Consider the following 17,831-nt stretch of genomic DNA (forward strand, 5'->3'; position numbering starts at 1 on the left):
CGGGTTGCGCTTCACCTCCACACCGCGCGGCGCACGGCTCGCCCGCAGGCTGGCGGCGCACCGGCTGGACACCTGGGGGATCCCGTACGGCGGCGGCCCGCACGAGGCGATCGCGCTGGTCGTCGGCGAGCTGGCCGCCAACGCGGTGCGGCACGGTCACGTGTCCGGCCGGGACTTCCACCTGCGTCTGTACGTGACCGAGCCCGACCGTACGGTGGTCCGGATCGAGGTCACCGACACCCGCGCCGAACGCACACCGCCCCGCCCGGAGGCGTTGCGCGCACCGGGCCCCGAGGGCACCGGGGGCCGGGGGCTGGTCCTTGTCGCGGGGCTGGCGTCCCGCTGGGGCTGGCATGCGCGGTCCGACGGGCCGGGGAAGACGGTGTGGGCGGAGTGCGAGGTCACGCCCTCGGCGTGAGGCGAAATACGGACATCGTGCACGGGCAGGGGCGGCGGTCGGGAACAATGGACCCACGATGACCTCGCAGAACTACAGCCCGTTCGCGCACCTCACCGCGCCCAACTCCGCCCTCTACCGTCAGGTGATGCGGGCGTTCCTCGCCGCCAAGGAGCGGTTCGCGGTGCATCTGCGGCCGGAGGACGTGTATGCCGTCCTGGGCGGGGGGAGTGGGCCGGTGGACCTGGAGGCGGTGGTGAAGGCGTTGGACAGTCTGGTCGGCTGGGGGAATCTGCGGGCCGATCCGGACACCGCTCGGGTGACGGCGGTCGAGGACTTCTACCGCAGACGGTTCATCTACCAGCTCACCCGGGCCGGTGAGGCGGCCGAGGCGGCGCTCGGGGCGTACGACGCGGCGCTCGGGCGGCGCGGGGAGCTTCAGGCGGTCGCGCTGCACGACATCGTCACACAGTTGCGGGCGCTGCTGGTGATCGCCCAGGAGGACGAGCCGGATCCGGCCAAGGCACATATCGCGCTGTCCGTGCTGACGGCGCGCTTCACCGACCTCGCGGACAACGCGCGTGCCTTCATGGGGTCGTTGCAGCGCACCATCGACCTGCACGACATCGAGGTCGAGGCGTTCCTCGCGTACAAGGACCGGCTGATCCAGTACCTGGAGCGGTTCATCCAGGATCTGATCACGCTCGGCGGGCGGATCGCCCTGCTCATCGGCGAGCTGGAGGATCAGGGGAGGGTGGGGCCGCTGCTGGCCCTCGCCGCCGGGCGGGAGGCCGCCGACGCCGCTCCCGAGGAGGCCGAGCGGGCGGAGGCGCTGGCGTACGAGAAGTGGGCCGCGCGCTGGTCCGGGCTCGCCCAGTGGTTCGTGTCGGAGGAGGGGCGGGAGTCGCAGGCCCGGCTGCTGCGCGGGCGTGCCCTCGGGGCGATTCCGCAGCTGCTGGCTGTCGTACGGCAGTTGAACGAGCGGCGGGCCGGGCGCTCGGACCGTTCCGCGGACTTCCGTACGCTGGCACGCTGGTTCGCCCAGGCACCGGACGACGAGACGCGGCACCGGCTGTGGCGGGTGGCGTTCGGGCTGCACTCGTCCCGGCACCTCACCGTCGACGCCGACACCCTCGCCGAACGCGCCGCCGCCCCGGAGCCCGCCGCCACGCCCTGGGCGAAGGCGCGACCGCTGCGGATCAGCCCCCAACTGCGCCGTACCGGAAGCTACGAACGCCGGGGCAGGCCGCGCCGGGTGGCCGACCGGGGCGAGGCGAAACGGCGGCTCGCCGAACTCGCCGCCCGGCAGACGGCTCAGGCCAGGCAGGCCCGCGACCGGCTCGCGACGGGCGGGCCGGGACGGCTGTCCCGGCTCGGTGAACTCGACCCCCTCGCCTTCCAGTTGTTCCTGCGGCTGCTCGGCGACGCCCTCGCCACCTGGCGGCCGGGCATGACGACCACCACGGCGACCAGCTCGGACGGTTCGATGGAGATACGGCTGACCGCGCTGGACGACGGCTCGACGGCCGAAGTGCGGACGGTCGACGGGGTGTTCAGCGGTCCCGACCATCTGATCGACATCGTCGACCTCAGGATGGGAGAGCAACGGTGACTGGGAGAGCAACGGTGACCGGCTCACCCGGCCCCCTGGCGGAGGTCCTCGAAGGCCAGCGCGAGGCCGAATTCCAGCGCGCCGCACGTGCGTTGCTGAAGGAGCCGCTGCTGACCGCCGACGGGCCGTACGCCGACGAGTTCCGGCTGGTGCGCCGGCACGCCACCGCACTGCGCGACTGGTTCGAACGCAACGTCGGCTGGACGCTGCGCACCGACGCCGACGCCGCCCGGCTGCGCAAGACCCCCGGCACCCTCACCGACGCCACCCACCCCGCCCGCGAGGCGGCCCGCACCGCCCTGCCCTTCACCCGCCGCCGCTACGTCCTGCTCTGCCTGACCCTCGCCGCCCTGGAACGCGGCGAGGCCCAGGTCGCCCTCGGCCGCCTCGCCGAACAGGTCGTGCTGGCCGCCGCCGACCCCGAACTCCTCGCCGCTGGGATCGAGTTCACCCTGGAGCGGCGCGACGAACGCCTCGACCTCGCCGCCGTCGTACGCCTGCTGCTCCGGCTCGGGGTGCTGCGGCGGGTCGCCGGTGACGAGGAGGCGTACGTCAGCGGCTCGGGGGACGTGCTGTACGACGTACGCCGACGCGTCCTCGCCGGGATGCCGGCCTCCCTGCGCGGACCCTCCCTGATCGAGGCCGAGGACTTCGACGAGCGATTGACGGAGATGACGGCTCGGACCGCCCTCGACAGCGACGAGCTGCGCTTCCGCACCATCCGCTGGAAACTGACCCGCCGCCTCCTCGACGACCCCGTGCTCTACTACGACGACCTCACCGACGACGAACTCGGCTACCTCACCCGGCAGCGCGGCTTCATCACCGCCCGGATCACCGAACTGACCGGCCTGGTCGCCGAGGTTCGCGCCGAGGGCATCGCCATGGTCGATCCGCTGGACGACCTGACCGACGTACGCATGCCGGAACAGGGCACCCACGGCCACATCACCCTGCTGATCGCCCAGCACCTGGCGCGGGCCGACGGGCCCGTCACAGTCGCCGAACTGGCCGCGCACGTACGCGAACTCGCAGTAGAACACGGCAACTTCTGGTCCAAGAGCGCCCGCGAGCCGGGAGCCGAACCCGCGCTCGTGGCACAGGCCCTGACCAAGCTCCAGGCCCTCGGGCTCGCCGAGCACACCCCGCGAGGCGTCGTGCCCCGCCCCGCCCTCGCGCGGTACGCGGTCGGCGACGCCGTCATCAGAACGACCGGCGACGAAAGGTGACCCGCGCCGTGACCGCCCCGCCCGTGGAGACCGCACAGACCGCACAGACCGCGCGGACCGTACAGACCGCGCTCCCGGGCCTGGTACTCCCCGCCCCCGCGCCCGGCCGGTGGCGGCCCCTGCGGATCGGGCTCGTCGACCTGTTCCACTACGACGTCGAGGAGTTCTGGTTCCGCGACGGCCGGCTGCTGCTGCGCGGCAACAACGGCACCGGCAAGTCGAAGGTGCTCGCCCTCACCCTGCCGTTCCTGCTCGACGGCGACCTCTCCGCGCGCCGCGTCGAGCCCGACGGCGACCCCGGCAAGCGCATGGAGTGGAACCTGCTCCTGGGCGGCGAACACCCCCACCCGGAACGGCTCGGCTACACCTGGATCGAGTTCGGCCGGCTCGACGACACCACCGGCGAGGGCCACTACCGCACCCTGCTGTGCGGCCTGAAGGCCGTCGCCGGACGCGGCATCGCCCGCCACTGGTTCGCCGTCACCACCCAGCGGATCGCCGCCGGACTCGACCTGCTCGACGCCACCGGCACCGCCCTGTCCCGGGACCGGCTCGCCGAGGCCATCGGCGGCCACGGCATGGTGTACGACACCGCCAAGGCGTACCGGCGCGCGGTCGACGAGGCCCTGTTCGGGCTGGGGGAGCGGCGCTACGGCGCGCTCGTCGACCTGCTCATCCAGCTGCGCCAGCCCCAGCTGTCCAAGCGGCCCAACGAGGCAGCCCTGTCCCGGGCGCTGACGGAGGCGCTGCCGCCGATGGACCAGGCGGTCATCGCCGACGCGGCGGAGGCGTTCCGGTCGCTGGACGAGGAGAAGGAGGAACTGCGCGCGGCCCGCGAGGCAGAGCAGGCGTCGTCGGCGTTCCTCGACCACTACCGGCGCTACGCCCGCATCGCCGCCCGGCGCAGGGCCCGCCTGCCCCGCGCCGAACACGCCCGCTACGAACACCTCCAGCGGGAACTCGTCAGAGCGCAGGCCGACCACGACCAGGCCGTGACGGACCGGACCCAGGCGCAGGACCGCGCGGCGGCGCTCGCCGAGCGGGCGGCACGGCTGAGCGCCCAGGACACGGCACTGCGGTCCGGGCCCGAGATGCGCGACGCGCGCGCCCTCGACCAGGCGGCGGCCGACGCCTCCCGCACGGCCGGGGACGCCGTCCGCTTCGAGGCGGACCGGCAGAAGGCCGCCGAAGCGCACACCCGGGCCCTCGGCCGGCTCGCCACCGCCACGAACCGGCTGACCGCCGCCCGGGAAGCCCTGGGCGACATCGAAGGCCGGGTCGCCGACAGCGCGGCGGCGGCCCGCATCGACGTACCCCGCACCTCCGGAGCCCCCGCCCCGGCCCTGCGCCGCGCCGCCGACGAGGCCACGGCGAGCAGGCGGCGGGCCGTGGACCACGTGGAGACCCTCGTGGCAGCGGCCGAACGCTCCGAGGAGGCCCGCAAGGCCGCCCGGCTGCGCGCCGACGAGGCCGACGAGGAGGCCGGGCACAGCGCGGAACTGCTGGCCGAGGCCGAGGAGGCGGTCACGGAGGCGGGGCACGCCCTGGTCGCGGCCGTACGGGAGCACCTGTCGGGGTGCGTGGAACTGCGCGTCGACGGGCTGCCTGGGGTGCTCGACGCCGTGCAGGGCTGGACGGGCAGCCTGGACGGGCCCCACCCGGCCCGACTCGCCGCCACCGCCGCGCATCGCGGCCTCGGTGCCCAACTTGCTGATTGGGCAGCCGCGTTGGCCCAGCGGGAGACGGCGACGGCCGAACGCCTGCGCGAGCGGGCCGAGGAACTGGCCGCCCTCGAAACCGGCGGACAGCGCGGACCCACCGCTCCGCACACCCGCACCGCCGACGTCCGCACCCGCGCCCTCGGCGCCCCGCTCTGGCGTCTCGTCGACTTCCGCCCGCATGTGACGGAGGCCGAACGGGCGGGCCTGGAAGCCGCGTTGGAGGCTTCCGGGCTCCTCGACGCCTGGGTGAGGCCGGACGGCACCGCGGTGCCGGCGGGCGGCCACGACGTACTCCTCGACCCGCTCGACCTGCCCACCGGACACGGACTCGACCGCGCGCTGTGCCCGGCCGTCGACCACGCCGACGCCGGGGCCGCTGCCGTCGGCGAGCAGACCGTCCAGCGCCTGCTGGCCGCCATCGCGCTGGTGGACACGGACCGGGAGGGCGACAGCCGTACCTGGGTCTGCGCCGACGGCCGCTTCCGGGTCGGCGCGCTCACCGGCGGCTGGACCAAGGACAGCGCCCAGTACGTGGGGGAGGGGGCCCGGGAGCGGGACCGCCGCAACCGGATCAGGGAACTGCGCTTCGAACAGACGGCCTTGGAGATCGAGCGGGAGCGACTCGGCGCAGAACGCCGGGCGGTGTCCGAGCGGCGCACCGTACTCGACGCCGAACTCGCCGCCGTACCCGGCGAGGACGACCTGCGCCGCGCCCACGCCCGGCACGGCGCGGCGGCCGGCGCCGTGCACCGGGCCCGGACCCGGCAGCGGGAGCGGGCCGCCGAACTGGCCCGCGCGGCCACCGAAGCCGACCGTACGGCCGGCGAACTCGGCGACACGGCGGCCGACCTGAACCTCCCCGCCGGCCGGGACGGCCTGGCCGCCGTGCGGCAGGCGCTCGCCGACCACGCCGTCCACCTCGCCGCGCTCTGGCCCGCGTCGCGCGAGCGCGCGGACGCCGAGCAGGCGGTCGACGGGGAACGGGCCGAGACCGGCCGCGCCGAGCAGCTCGCCTCCGAGCTCGCCGGACGCGCCACGGAGGCGGCCCGCCTCGCCGCGGCCGCCGACGAACACCTGCGCACCCTCCGCTCCACCGCCGGAGCGGCCGTCGCCGAACTCCAGCGGCGGCTGGAGGAGACCGGGGAGGCCGCACGCGCCTGCGCGCTCGAACAGCAGCGCACCCAGGAGGACATCCAGGCCGCCGACCGGCGGGCCGGCCATGCGGAGGGGCGTATCGAGCGGCTCGCCGAGGATGTCACCGACGCCACCGCCGCACGTGAACGGGCCGTCGCCGCGCTCCAGCGGTTCACGGCGACCGGACTGCTCGCCGTGGCCCTCCCCGACCTGCCCGTACCGGACGAGGACGGCGGGCCGTGGGCGGCCACCCCCGCCGTGACCCTCGCCCGCGCCGTCGAGTCCCGCCTCGCCACGACCGACGACTCCGACGCGGCCTGGGAACGCATCCAGAAACATCTCAGCGAGGAACTCGGCCGGCTCCAGGACGCGTTGTCCCGGCACGGCCACACCGCCACGGCCCGCCCCGGCGAGGACGGCATGCGCGTCGACATCGTCTACCAGGGCCGAGAACGCGCCGTACCCGAACTCGCCGAAGCCCTCGCCACCGAGGTCACCGAACTCACCCGCATCCTGTCCGCGCACGAACGCGAGATCCTCCAGACCCACCTGATCACCGAGGTAGCCGGCACCCTCCAGGAACTGATCGGCGCGGCCGAACATCAAGTACGCGCCATGAACCGGGAGTTGGAGGAGCGACCGACGTCCACGGGCATGAAGCTGCGCCTGGTCTGGCGTGCCTCCCGCCGCGCCCCGCAGGGGCTGGCCCAGGCCCGGGACCGGCTGCGCCAGTCCGCCGACGCCTGGTCACCCGAGGACCGGGCCGCCGTCGGCGCCTTCCTCCAGGAGCAGATCGCCCGCCGGCAGGCCGACGACCGTACCGGCAGCTGGCAGGAGGACCTCACCGCCGCCCTCGACTACCGTGCCTGGCACGAGTTCGGCGTCGAACGCCACCAGCACGGCAAGTGGGTACCGGCCACCGGCCCCGCCTCCGGCGGCGAACGCGTCCTCGCCGCTTCCGTCCCCCTGTTCGCCGCCGCCTCCTCCCACTACGCGAGCGCGGGCGGCGCCCACGCCCCGCGCCTCGTCACCCTCGACGAGGCGTTCGCGGGCGTGGACGACGACTCCCGCGCCAAGTGCCTGGGTCTGCTGCGCGCCTTCGACCTCGACGTCGTCATGACCAGCGAACGCGAGTGGGCCTGCTACCCGCAGGTGCCCGGCATCGCCATCGCCCAGCTGTCCCGGGTCGACGACATCGACGCCGTCCTGGTGACCCGATGGGAGTGGAACGGCGGCGAACGCCGGCGCGGCCCCGAGCCCGGCACCACCGTGGGGCCGGCGGCGGTTCCCGCCCAGGTGCCCGCCCCCGCCCGCGACGTCACGGTCGATCCGGGGGCCCCGTGGACGTGAACCCCCTCGCGGCCGAAGCGAAGGTCGACGGCGAACGGCTCGGGCGGCTGCTCGGAGACCCGGGTCTGGCCTGGCTCCTGGAACGAGTCCGGCAGCGGATGGCGGCCGGGCGGCCGCTCACCGGGACGGTCGCCCTGGCGCACCCCGACGACCTCCAACGCCGGGCCGCCGAGCGGCTGCTGGGACGCCCCCCGAGCGCGGGCCGGTCCCTGACGGTGCGCCTCGACACGGTGGAAGAGGTCCTGCGCCGCTCCGGCGTCAGCCCCGGCGGCCTGGAGGCCGCCGTGGTCGCCCTCACCGGGCCCGTCGTACTGCGCGCGGAGACGCGGGACAGACACGTCGAGGCGTGGGAGGAGGCCCTGGCCCCGCTCGCCACCGTGAACGCCGAACTGGCCGACTGGGCCGGGCGGATCCGCGAGGACGGTCTCGTACGGCGGCTCGCCCGCAGCCCGGAAGCCGCCGGGCCCCTGGTCGCCGCCGCCGTGCGGGCGCTGTGCGCACTGCCTGCCGACCCCCCGGTGTCACGGGCGGCGTTCGCGGCACTGCGGCTGACCGGCGCCCACGCCCTGGACGAGGGGACCCCGCTCGCCACGCTCGTGCTGTCGGGGATCCGCGCGCTCACCGGCTTCCCCGACGGCGCCGGCGCCGAGTGGCGGCGGGAGGCCTGGGCGTCGGCCGGCCTGCTCAAGGACGACGTGTCGTCCACCGTGCTCACCCTCAACCTGCGCGGCACCCCCGCCCTCGACTGGATGGCCGACGAGGGCGAGCCCGCGGTCCTGACGCTGCGTTCCCTCACCCGCCGGGCCGCGAACCGGATCACGACGACGACGGGAGACGTCCGCGTGTGCGAGAACCCGGCCGTCCTGTCCGCCGCCGCCGACACGCTCGGCCCGGCGTGCCCGCCCATGGTGTGCCTCCAGGGGCAGCCCTCGGCGGCCGCGCTCACCCTGCTGCGCGGTCTGTCCGCACGCGGAGCGGTCCTCCTCCACCACGCGGACTTCGACTGGGGTGGGGTGCGCATCGCCACCGCGGTGGGGCGAGTGGCTCCGTGGCGCCCCTGGCGGTACGGCGTCGCCGACTACCGGGCGGCCGTGACCAGGGTGAGCGAGCCGCAGCACCTGACGGGCACGGCCGCCGCGACGCCGTGGGATCCGCCCTTGGCCGCCGCGATGACCGAGCACGGAGTACGTGTCGAAGAGGAGTCGGTCCTCGATGCTCTGCTCACGGACCTGCACAACGCGGCTCACTGAGCCACGTGGGACGTGGACGCTGCCCGCCGGCGCTTTCCGTGATCAGTTCGGCTCGGCTGCCGCGGCCGCGGCCTCGCTCTCCGTCCGGGCCTGTCCGGTGGTGAGTGTGCCGCCCGCACTCTCCAGGTGGGCCCGTACGAACCACTGGAACTGCTCCAGATCGCGCAGCTGCTCGATGAGCAGGTCCTCGGTGGCGGTGTCGATGTCGCCCGCCTCCTTGATCGCGGCGCGGACGCCCTCGATCACGCCCGTGTAGACGAGGTCGAGCGCGCCGAGATGGGCGATCGCGTCGGCCCGGCCGATGGAGTAGTCGTCCCAGGTGCGCTCGGCGACGAGCACTCCCGGCGTGCCCTGCGCGACGCCGCCGAGCGCGGCGATGCGCTCCGCCACGTCGTCGGCCATCTCCCTCACCCGGTCCACCTGCGGGTCGATCATTTCGTGGACGGCGATGAAGTGCGGTCCTGCCACGTTCCAGTGCACGTGCTTGAGCGTCAGGTGGAGATCGTTGAGCGCGTGCAGGCGCAGCCGGAGCAGACCGATGAGCCGGCCGGCCGCCTCGCGCTCGATGCCGGGGACCGTGTACTTGGGGGTCAGATCCTGCGTCATGGCTCACCTCGGTTTAGACGGAGTGTGTGGATTCACCAGCACCGGTGCCCCGGTTCACCCAGGTCAGGCATGTGGTCCGGGCGGCCACGGGGAGCCGAGCGGGACAGGGAGAGGTCCGAGGCATGCCGGCCCGCGATGGGGGTATGCGCGTGCTTGCCGGACGACGCACCGGCGAGGACGACGACCGGGAGGGGCCCATGATGGCGACGACGACCGTGCAGACCACCGAGCGGATGGTGGACGTTCCGGAGATCGCCGTCCCTTCGAAGGTCGCGCCGAAGGACGCCCGGGAGCTGTCGAAGGTGTTCTTCGACCAGCTGGCGGTGCTGGAGGAGGGCACGCCGGAGCATCAGTACGCGCGCAACACCCTCATCGAGATGAACATGTCCCTCGTCCGCTACGCGGCCGGCCGGTTCCGCAGCCGGGGGCCGGAGGAGATGGAGGACATCGTCCAGGTCGGCATGATCGGCCTGATCAAGGCCATCGACCGGTTCGAGCTGTCCCGCGAGGTCGAGTTCACCTCCTTCGCCGTCCCCTACATCGTCGGCGAGATCAAGCGGTTCTTCCGCGACACCTCCTGGGCCGTGCACGTCCCGCGCCGGCTCCAGGAAGCCCGCGTGCAACTCGCCCGCGCGGGCGAGGAACTGCGCAGCCGACTGGGCCGGACACCGACGACCAAGGAACTCTCCGAGCTGATGAGCCTTCCCGAGAACGAGGTCGTCGAGGCACAACTGGCCTCCAACGGCTACAAGTCGGCCTCCCTCGACGCCGCGATCAACGGCAGCGAGGACGGCGAGGCCGCACTGGCGGACTTCATCGGCAACGAGGACTCCGCCCTCGGCCTGGTCGAGGACTTCCACGCGCTCGCCCCGATGATCGCCGAACTCGACGAACGCGACCGCAAGATCATCCACTGGCGCTTCGTGGAGGAACTCACCCAGGCCGAGATCGGCGAACGTCTCGGCGTCTCCCAGATGCACGTCTCCCGGCTGATCTCCCGCCTCCTGACCCGCCTGCGCGAAGGCATGCTCAGCACCGCCTGACGACGGGGCAGCGCACGGTCGCCGTGTGTCAGCACCGTCGTCGTGTCGCGGAACGCCCCTGCTCCCGGCGCGCGCGGGTTGGCGAGGAAGGTGCGACCGTGGTTGCTGAGATCCGGCCGCACCTCGCGCCGGTCGACGGCGCTGACCGCGCGCTCGACGAAGCCGGCGGTCACCAGCCGGTCGAGCATCAGCAGCACGCCCAGCCGGGACGGCGAGGCCGGTGCGGTCGAGGCCCGGCCTCGCAGGCGGATAGCTCACCGGTGGCACCGAGCCCGGCAAAGGCGCCATCGTCACCTCTCGTCGCCTGGGCCATCCGGGTGTGTCCGTGGCCCGGTGACACGCGTCCGTGTCATCCCGGTGCACGACTCCACCCGTGTGCGGGACGTCCGGGCGGCGACCGAGGAGGCCGGCGCACCGCGGTCGCGGCCCGCTCCTCACCAGACCCCGATCGCGATAGCGTGGAGTTCGTAAGGGGAGAAGGTGGAGGCATGGTGAATCCCTCCGAACCGGGCCCGTCCGCGGAAGCCCAGTTGCGCGCGGCTCCGCCGCACGCTCTGGTGGCCACCGCCGTCCGCCTGCTGGCGGAGCGCTTCGATGCCCTGAACGTGACACTCCTCCTCGCCGACTACGGCCTGACGGTCCTGCAGCCGGTCACCCATCTGCCACACACCGGCGATCCGGTCTCCGCCCACGACGGCCCCGCCGGTACCGCCTTCACCACCCAGAAACCCGTGGTGGAAGTCACGGCCGACCCCGCCACGCAGATGGTTCACCTGCCCATCACCGTCCGCGGGGACCGCATCGGAGTGCTCTCGGTCCGCATGCCCGCCGGCTCGACCGACCCGGGCACGGTGCTGAGGCTCGACGACTTCGCCACCGCGTTGGGCCACGAGGTCGCCACGGCGGGCCGGGACACCGATCTGTATCTCCAGGCCCGCCGCACCCGTCGTCTCACCCTCGCCGCCGAGATGCAGTGGCAACTCCTCCCGGGCCGGGGGTGCGCCCGCGACGAATACGTCATCGGCGCTCACCTGGAGCCGGCCTACGCCATCGGCGGCGACAACTTCGACTGGTCGACCAGCGCCGACCACCTCACTCTCACCGTCACCGACGGCATGGGCGAGGGAATCGACGCGGCCCTGCTCACCAGTCTCACCGTCGGTGCGCTGCGCAACGCCCGCCGCGCCGGCATCGGCCTGGCCGACCAGGCATGCCTCGCCGACCAGGCCGTCTACTCCCAGTACGGAGGCAAGATGTACGCCTCCACCCTTCTCCTGGGCTTCGACCTGGCCACCGGCACGGTGCGCGCCGTGGACGCGGGTTCCCCCCAGCTCTACCGCCAGCGCGGTGCCACGATCGAACGCGTCGAACTCGAGGCGCAGATGCCTCTCGGCATGTTCGAGGAGACCCTCTACGAAGAACAGAGCTTCCAGGTCGAGGCCGGTGACCGCCTGGTCGCCATCAGCACCGGCGTCCACGGCACCCGGTCGGCGAGCGGGGAGGTGTTCGGCGAGGGCGTCCTGCGCCAGATCCTGGGCGCGACCCGGCAGGTCTCACCGCATGAGGCGGCCCGATCGGTCGTCGCCGGTCTTATCGAACACGTCGGCGGCGAGGGCCTCCTGTCCGACGCCGCCGTCGTCTGCCTCGACTGGGCCGGTCGCGATGCCGGGACGCCCCCGCGGTCCCGGCCGACCCGCTGACCTCATGGCGCCCGCGGTGGCTGGAAGGATGCCTCGCACTGAGTGGAGAAAAAGGCCTTCAGGCCGCGGATCAGCGCCGATCGCTCCGCGGGTGCCATGGTCGTCAGCACTCCGGCCAGGGCCTGGACGCGTCGACGGGCCACGTCCCGCAGGACGCGGCGCCCCTGACCGGTGAGCCTCAGCTGCAACTCGCGACGGTTGTGCGGGTGCAGCGCACGCTCCAGCATGCCCGCCGCCTCCAGCCGGTCACACAGGCGGCTGGCGGTGGGAACCCCTATGTCCATGCGCGCCGCCAGGCCCGTGAGATTCACCGTCGGTGTCGTCTCCAGCGCCCGAAGCGCCCGCAGCTGGTGCGGGGACAGCCGTACCGGTGCTTCCTGAGCGGCCAGGGCCCACAGGTTCGTCAGACGCTCCACGGCATCGGCGATCTCCCGCGCGTCGACGCTCGGATCGTCACCCGGGCTCTCGGCGCGGTCGTCGGCACCGCCGGGAAGTGTCACGAACCCATCACTTTCAGTGAGAAAGGGTGCTGCGGGAGCACCCGCGTATTCCATCGCTCTACCCGGGAAGCCGACGGGCAACCAGCGTCATTCGGGGCTCAGCTTCGTCAGCTCCGCGTTGAACTGAGCACCGACCAGAAGGGCCAGGTTGGCCAGCCACAGCCAGACCAGGAAGACCACGACCCCCGCCAGTGAACCGTACAGACGGTGATAGGTGCCGCCGTGGGAGGTGTAGACGGCGAATCCGAGCGAGACGGCCAGCATGAGCCCCACCGCCAGGGTGCCCCCGGGGGCCATCTTCCGCACCGGGCGGGAGGACGCGGGGCCCGAGCGGTACAGCACGAGCACCAGGATGACGGCGACGGCGGCCACGACCGGCCACCGCAGCGCGTCCCAGACGGCCTGCGGCGCGGTGCCCAGGTTCAGCGCCCGGCCCAGACGCCGGGCCAGGCCGCCGGTGAGGAACAGCGCCAGGGTGGTCGTGAGAAGGAGCGAGATCAGAACGAGGGCCGTAACGATGATGCGCGGAGCGGTGCGCCAGACCGGCCGATGCGCACTCGTGCCGTGCATGGCGTGCAGCGCACGGCGGAAGACGCTCAGATAGCTGGATCCCGACCACAGGGCTCCCGCTCCGCCGAGGAAGATCAGTGTCCATGCCGCCGACGACTGTTCGGCCAGCTGTCGCAGGGTGTCGCGCAGCAGAGCGCGGGACGCGACCGGGGCGGCCTGCGACATGCGGTCGATGACGTCCGGTGTGGCCGTCGGAATGGTCAGACCCACGATCGAGAGGATCACCAGCAGTACCGGGAACAGGGCCAGGACCGCGTAGTACGTCAGAGCGGCAGCCCAGTCGGTGACGTCGTCGTTCCAGACCGCCACCGGCGTGCGGCGCAGCGCCGCAGACCAGCGGGCCGCGCGACCGCCTGCATCGTTCATGAGGCGGATGCTCTCACCCCCGGCGTACGGCTTCCCAGAGCGGGTTGCCATACCGGGGTGGATGCGGGACTGTTGCCGTAAGACATCTATTTTCCCATGGCAGAAAGGTGGTGGGGCGCGCACGACGCGCCTCCGCTTGTGTCTGCTTCCCTCGATACCTCCGCCCGCCCACCCGACGCCGGCCACATGGTGGGCGCGACGTGGACCGCGGCCCCCTGCCCTGTCCTGGTCGTCGACCAGCACGGCGGCCTCGTCGACATCAACGAGGCCGCCCGGACACTCCTGCCCGGTGCGTCCAGCGGCGACCCGCTGCACGAGCGGGTCCCCTCCTGGCTCTCCGACGCGCACCAGCGCATCCGCGACGGGCGGCGCGACACGGGAGGCGGCCTGCCCAGCGGCCGCATCAACGGCCGTCACTTCGAGGCGCACCCGACCGCGGCCGGGAACGGTGACGTGGTGTGGTGGCTGGTCGACGACACCGACCGCCGACTGGCCGAGGTCGCGCTGAGCGACGCGCAGACGCGGACCGAGATCCTGTCGGAGGTGTCCAGCACCCTGCTGTCCACCCTGAACGTGCCGCGCTGCATGGAGGTGGCGGCCTCCCTGGCCGCGGCGCATCTCGCCGACGCCGCCGTCCTCGTCGCCCCACCGCACGGCAGGCGCCACTCGCTGACCTTCGCGAGCCGCGGCGGCCTCGTCACCCAGGTCACGCGGCAGGTCGACGTGGCCTCAGTGCCGGGCCTGGCCGAGGCACTCCAGGGCTTCCCGCCCGTACCGGCCCGTTGGATAGACCCCGCCGGCATTCCCGACTGGGTCACCCCGGACGGCTTCGCCGGACCGGTCGGCTCCGTGATCGTCACTCCGCTTCCCGGGCACGGCGTACCCGCCGGAGCCCTGATCCTGCTGCGGGCCAGCACCGAACAGAACTTCACGGAAGGCGAGGAGCTCTTCGCCCGCCTCTTCGCCGCCCGCGCCGGTGCCGCCCTCTCCGCCGCCCGCCTCTACGGGGAACAGGCCACGGTCACCGCCACCCTGATGCGCGAGTTGCTGCCCCCGACGCTGAGCAGCGTCCACGGCGTCGAGTACGCCGGCGGCTACCGCGCGGCCAGGGACCACGAGCGGGTCGGAGGGGACTTCTACGATGTCCACCCCGGCTCCGACCCCTCCCAGGACACCCTCGTCGTCCTCGGAGACGTCGCGGGCAAGGGACTGGACGCGGCCGTACTCACCGGCAAGATCCGTAACACGTTGCACGCGCTGCTGCCGCTGACCGACGACCATCAGACCGTGCTCGACCTGCTCAACGGCGCCCTGCTCACGTCCCACCACACTCGCTTCGCCACACTGGTGCTCGCCTCGGTCCGCCGCCGCGGCAGCCGGGCCCGCCTCCGGCTGACCAGCGCCGGACACCTGCCGCCGCTGATCGTCCGCGCCGACGGCACGGTGGAGGCAGTACCCACGCACGGCACCCTGGTCGGTGCCCTGCCGACCGTCACCGCGCACACGGTCCGGACGGAGCTGGGTCCCGGGGAGACCTGCCTGCTCTACACCGACGGCATCACCGAAGCGCGCGGCGGCCCACTGGGCGACGGCTTCTTCGGCGAGCACCGTCTGCGGCGGGCCCTGTCCGAATGCGCGGGCCTGCCGGCGGAGGCGGTCGTGGAACGGGTGCAGATGGTGGCCGCCCAGTGGCTGGGCGCGGGCCGCCACGACGACATGGCCGCCGTCGCCGTCAGCGTCCCCAGAGCCGGCCCGCTGACCGTTGTCGACGGGCGGGCAGGCACCTGGAACAGCAGGAGGAGTACGTGAGACACCCCACCGCGACGGCCGGTCTGCCGGACCGGCTGTGGCAGGCAGTGGTCGACGGCGACGAATACGAAGCCGTCGACATCGTCCACAAGGCGGTGGCCGACGGTGTGGATGAGGAAACGCTCCTGCTGGAGGTGATCGCGCCCGTCCAGGCGAAGGTCGGGGTCGAATGGGCCGCCGACCGCATCACGGTGGCCCAGGAACACGCCGCCACCGCCATCAACGAGCGGGTGATCGCCTCCCTCTCCCACCGCCGGCCGGCACGCGAACGCCGCACCCCGCGCCAGGGCCGGGTGACGGTCGGCTGCATCGACGGTGAATGGCACGCCTTCCCCGCCCGGCTCGTCGCCGAGGTACTCCACCTGCGCGGTTGGCAGGTCGACTACCTGGGCGCGCAGACCCCGACGCCGCACCTCGTGGCCCACCTGCACCAGACCAACCCCGACGCCGTCCTGCTGTCCGGATCGATCCCCACCCATCTGCCGGCCGCCCACGCCGCCATCACCGCCTGCCAGGCCGTCGGCGTCCTCGTCCTGGCCGGTGGCCGCGCCTTCGGCCCCGACGGCCGCTACGCCCGGGCGCTGGGCGCCGATGAGTGGGCGGCCGACGCCCGCGGCGCGGCCGCCGTGCTCGAAGCGGGCCTCGCCCGGCCCCGTCCGGCGGCGATCCGACAGATGACGGACGATCTGCCGCATCTGGCCGACCAGGAGTACACCATGGTCGTCCGGTCCCGCCTCCAGCTCGTCAAGCAGACCCTGGCCGGCCTCGAAACCCGCTTCCCGGCCGCAAGGAACTACGACGACGCACAGCGGGAGCGCACCGCGGAGGACATCGCACACATCGTCGACTTCCTGGCCACCGCCCTCTACGTCGACGACCCCGAACTGTTCACCTCGTTCCTGACCTGGACCGCCGACATCCTGGAGGCCAGGCACGTTCCCGCCCACTCCGTCCTGACCGGGCTGGACGTCCTGGCCGGCCAGCTACGTGAATTCCCCCGCACCGTCGACCTGATCGACGCGGGCAGGGCCGTACTGCGCGGCCGCCCCACCCGTCCTGTCCCCGACCCTGGCACCCGAACATGACCGACCCGCAGACCACCGAGTTCGCCGTCACCGTCCTCCACGAGCCCACCACGCTGACCGTGCGGGTGGCCGGCGACCTCGACTACGACACGAGCGACGACCTGATCGGCACGGTCGTCGAGCACCTGGCAGCCGGCGGCGCGCGGCCGCACGGGGTGCGTATGGACTTTCGCCACCTGACCTGGATCGACTCCACGGGCCTGTCCGCCCTGCTGATGATCCACCGCCGTACCGCCGCCGCCGGTGTCACTCTGCACCTGGACAACCGGCCGGACGTGCTGGAGCGCATGCTGCGCCTGACCAACGTGCTGGACCACCTCACCGCCCCGGCAAGCCGTGGAGAGCCATCGGAGTACCGGCAGGACGACGGCTTCACCGGGGCGAGCGCCACTTGAGAAACCGAAAGGGGCCTCACCGGGTCACGCCCGGTGAGGCCCCTTTCGGAAGGTCAGTGCTTGAATGCGTCCTTGGCCTTTTCCTTGGCCTCGCGGGCGTCACCCTCGCTCTTCTTCGCCTGCCCCTCGGCGACCATGCGGTCATTCCCGATGGCGCTTCCCGCGGCCTTCATGGCCTTGCCCTCGGCCTGCTCGGTCTTCGCCTTGGCCTTCTCGCCGGCAGTCATGAAACGGCGCCTCCTCGTCACTTGTTTGCCGCTGTGGCAGTAGCCCGCTACTGCCCCGGCTTTCCCTTCACAAACAAGGCACCGTTGCGGCATGTCGGTGAAATTGCAGGGCAGACGGAAGGAAGGAGGTTGATAAATATGGTTCCCCTGCTGCTTGTTCTGCTTCTCGCGTTGGTTCTCTTCGGCGCCGGCTTCGCCCTCAAGATCCTTTGGTGGGTCGCCGTCGCCGTGTTGGTGCTGTGGCTTCTCGGCTTCGTCATGCGCTCCACCAGTGCCGGTGGTGGCCGAGGGCGTTGGTATCGATGGTGACCTGACTCGCATACGCCTGCTTCACCGGGCCCGGCCGACGTGACGGCCGGGCCCGGCTCAGGGTGTTTCTCCCCGCAGGCTGAGTTCGGCCACGACCTGTTTGCCGTCGTCGAGGGGGACCGTATGGAACCGCTCGCAAAGCCGGGTGACCAGGTGCAGGCCGTGCCCCCCGACACGGCGGGGGACGGGGACACGCATGCGTGGCTGCCGCGATGAACGGTCGCGGACGGTGATCCGAAGCAGGCCGCTTTCACGGACGAGTTCCAGACGGAGCCGTCCGGGGCCAGGTGCGTGGCGCAGCGCGTTGGTGACGAGTTCGCCGACGACGATCTGGGCGTCCATACTCGGCTGGTGGTGGGAATGGTGTCCTGCCCGGGCGAGCAGCGTGCGAACGGCGTGCCGGGTGTGAGCGACGGATGTCCCTTCGCTGTCCCAGACGGCGTCATATCGCAACGGCGCTGCCGAGTGGCGCGCGTTCGTGACCTGATTCCTGAGCGGCATGACCATGGAATTTCCTGTGCGGTGCGT

16 protein-coding genes are annotated in these 17,831 nt (G+C 72.7%); 11 read left to right on the plus strand and 5 right to left on the minus strand.

What is annotated here, in order from left to right; all coding sequences use genetic code 11:
- Positions 1 to 4: 4 nt before the first annotated feature.
- Genes ACH45E_RS25080 through ACH45E_RS25100 form a run of 5 tightly spaced genes read left to right on the plus strand, consistent with a single transcriptional unit; the run spans position 5 to position 8,693 of the window.
- Positions 5 to 418, plus strand: a complete 414-nt coding sequence (locus tag ACH45E_RS25080) for an ATP-binding protein (RefSeq protein WP_361439610.1) — start codon at positions 5 to 7, stop codon at positions 416 to 418.
- A 58-nt stretch (positions 419 to 476) separates the two neighbouring features.
- Positions 477 to 2,009, plus strand: coding sequence for a TIGR02677 family protein (locus tag ACH45E_RS25085; protein ID WP_361439612.1), 1,533 nt, complete (start codon positions 477 to 479; stop codon positions 2,007 to 2,009).
- 14 nt (positions 2,010 to 2,023) lie between these two features.
- Complete coding sequence (locus tag ACH45E_RS25090; protein ID WP_361439614.1) at positions 2,024 to 3,238, plus strand: TIGR02678 family protein; 1,215 nt, start codon at positions 2,024 to 2,026, stop codon at positions 3,236 to 3,238.
- 8 nt (positions 3,239 to 3,246) lie between these two features.
- A complete protein-coding gene (locus tag ACH45E_RS25095; RefSeq protein WP_361439616.1) occupies positions 3,247 to 7,443 on the plus strand; it encodes a TIGR02680 family protein in 4,197 nt (1,398 codons plus the stop codon).
- Positions 7,434 to 8,693: a TIGR02679 family protein gene (locus tag ACH45E_RS25100; RefSeq protein WP_361439618.1), complete on the plus strand. Its 1,260-nt coding sequence runs from the start codon at positions 7,434 to 7,436 to the stop codon at positions 8,691 to 8,693. The genes ACH45E_RS25095 and ACH45E_RS25100 overlap by 10 nt, the downstream gene beginning before the upstream one ends.
- A gap of 42 nt (positions 8,694 to 8,735) precedes the next feature.
- On the opposite strand, the gene dps is transcribed toward ACH45E_RS25100, so the two are convergent.
- Positions 8,736 to 9,299, minus strand: coding sequence for a DNA starvation/stationary phase protection protein Dps (gene dps / locus ACH45E_RS25105; protein ID WP_361439620.1), 564 nt, complete (start codon positions 9,297 to 9,299; stop codon positions 8,736 to 8,738).
- Between the two features lie 200 nt (positions 9,300 to 9,499).
- Here dps and ACH45E_RS25110 point away from each other — a divergent pair, with 200 nt between their 5' ends.
- Positions 9,500 to 10,342 carry an RNA polymerase sigma factor SigF gene (locus tag ACH45E_RS25110; protein ID WP_399041554.1) on the plus strand — a complete coding sequence of 281 codons (843 nt, stop codon included), beginning with the start codon at positions 9,500 to 9,502 and terminating at the stop codon, positions 10,340 to 10,342.
- Positions 10,343 to 10,830: 488 nt separating this feature from the next.
- Positions 10,831 to 12,042 carry a PP2C family protein-serine/threonine phosphatase gene (locus ACH45E_RS25115; RefSeq protein WP_361439622.1) on the plus strand — a complete coding sequence of 404 codons (1,212 nt, stop codon included), beginning with the start codon at positions 10,831 to 10,833 and terminating at the stop codon, positions 12,040 to 12,042.
- Positions 12,043 to 12,044: 2 nt separating this feature from the next.
- Here ACH45E_RS25115 and ACH45E_RS25120 read toward each other — a convergent pair whose 3' ends face one another.
- Together ACH45E_RS25120 and ACH45E_RS25125 are read right to left on the minus strand one after the other, a co-directional pair.
- Entirely contained in the window at positions 12,045 to 12,596 is a 552-nt protein-coding gene (locus ACH45E_RS25120; RefSeq protein WP_399041493.1) for a MarR family winged helix-turn-helix transcriptional regulator, read from the minus strand.
- Between the two features lie 33 nt (positions 12,597 to 12,629).
- Positions 12,630 to 13,478 carry a YihY/virulence factor BrkB family protein gene (locus ACH45E_RS25125; RefSeq protein WP_361439626.1) on the minus strand — a complete coding sequence of 283 codons (849 nt, stop codon included), beginning with the start codon at positions 13,476 to 13,478 and terminating at the stop codon, positions 12,630 to 12,632.
- 186 nt (positions 13,479 to 13,664) lie between these two features.
- On the opposite strand from ACH45E_RS25125, the gene ACH45E_RS25130 reads away from it, so the two are divergent.
- Genes ACH45E_RS25130 through ACH45E_RS25140 form a run of 3 tightly spaced genes read left to right on the plus strand, consistent with a single transcriptional unit; the run spans position 13,665 to position 16,767 of the window.
- A complete protein-coding gene (locus tag ACH45E_RS25130) occupies positions 13,665 to 15,287 on the plus strand; it encodes a PP2C family protein-serine/threonine phosphatase (RefSeq protein WP_361439628.1) in 1,623 nt (540 codons plus the stop codon).
- The gene (locus ACH45E_RS25135) at positions 15,284 to 16,372 is read left to right on the plus strand and encodes a cobalamin-dependent protein (protein ID WP_361439630.1); all 1,089 of its coding nucleotides are present in this window, start codon (positions 15,284 to 15,286) and stop codon (positions 16,370 to 16,372) included. Before ACH45E_RS25130 ends, ACH45E_RS25135 begins: the two co-directional genes overlap by 4 nt.
- Positions 16,369 to 16,767, plus strand: coding sequence for an STAS domain-containing protein (locus tag ACH45E_RS25140; RefSeq protein ID WP_361439632.1), 399 nt, complete (start codon positions 16,369 to 16,371; stop codon positions 16,765 to 16,767). The genes ACH45E_RS25135 and ACH45E_RS25140 overlap by 4 nt, the downstream gene beginning before the upstream one ends.
- Positions 16,768 to 16,820: 53 nt before the next feature.
- Here ACH45E_RS25140 and ACH45E_RS25145 read toward each other — a convergent pair whose 3' ends face one another.
- The gene (locus tag ACH45E_RS25145; RefSeq protein WP_361439634.1) at positions 16,821 to 16,994 is read right to left on the minus strand and encodes a CsbD family protein; all 174 of its coding nucleotides are present in this window, start codon (positions 16,992 to 16,994) and stop codon (positions 16,821 to 16,823) included.
- Between the two features lie 138 nt (positions 16,995 to 17,132).
- On the opposite strand from ACH45E_RS25145, the gene ACH45E_RS25150 reads away from it, so the two are divergent.
- Positions 17,133 to 17,303: a hydrophobic protein gene (locus ACH45E_RS25150; protein ID WP_361439636.1), complete on the plus strand. Its 171-nt coding sequence runs from the start codon at positions 17,133 to 17,135 to the stop codon at positions 17,301 to 17,303.
- A 57-nt stretch (positions 17,304 to 17,360) separates the two neighbouring features.
- Here ACH45E_RS25150 and ACH45E_RS25155 read toward each other — a convergent pair whose 3' ends face one another.
- Positions 17,361 to 17,810 carry an ATP-binding protein gene (locus ACH45E_RS25155; RefSeq protein WP_361439638.1) on the minus strand — a complete coding sequence of 150 codons (450 nt, stop codon included), beginning with the start codon at positions 17,808 to 17,810 and terminating at the stop codon, positions 17,361 to 17,363.
- Positions 17,811 to 17,831: the final 21 nt, after the last annotated feature.

It is taken from the genome of Streptomyces sp. NPDC020299 (assembly GCF_044387825.1).
In the GTDB taxonomy this organism is placed as follows: domain Bacteria; phylum Actinomycetota; class Actinomycetes; order Streptomycetales; family Streptomycetaceae; genus Streptomyces.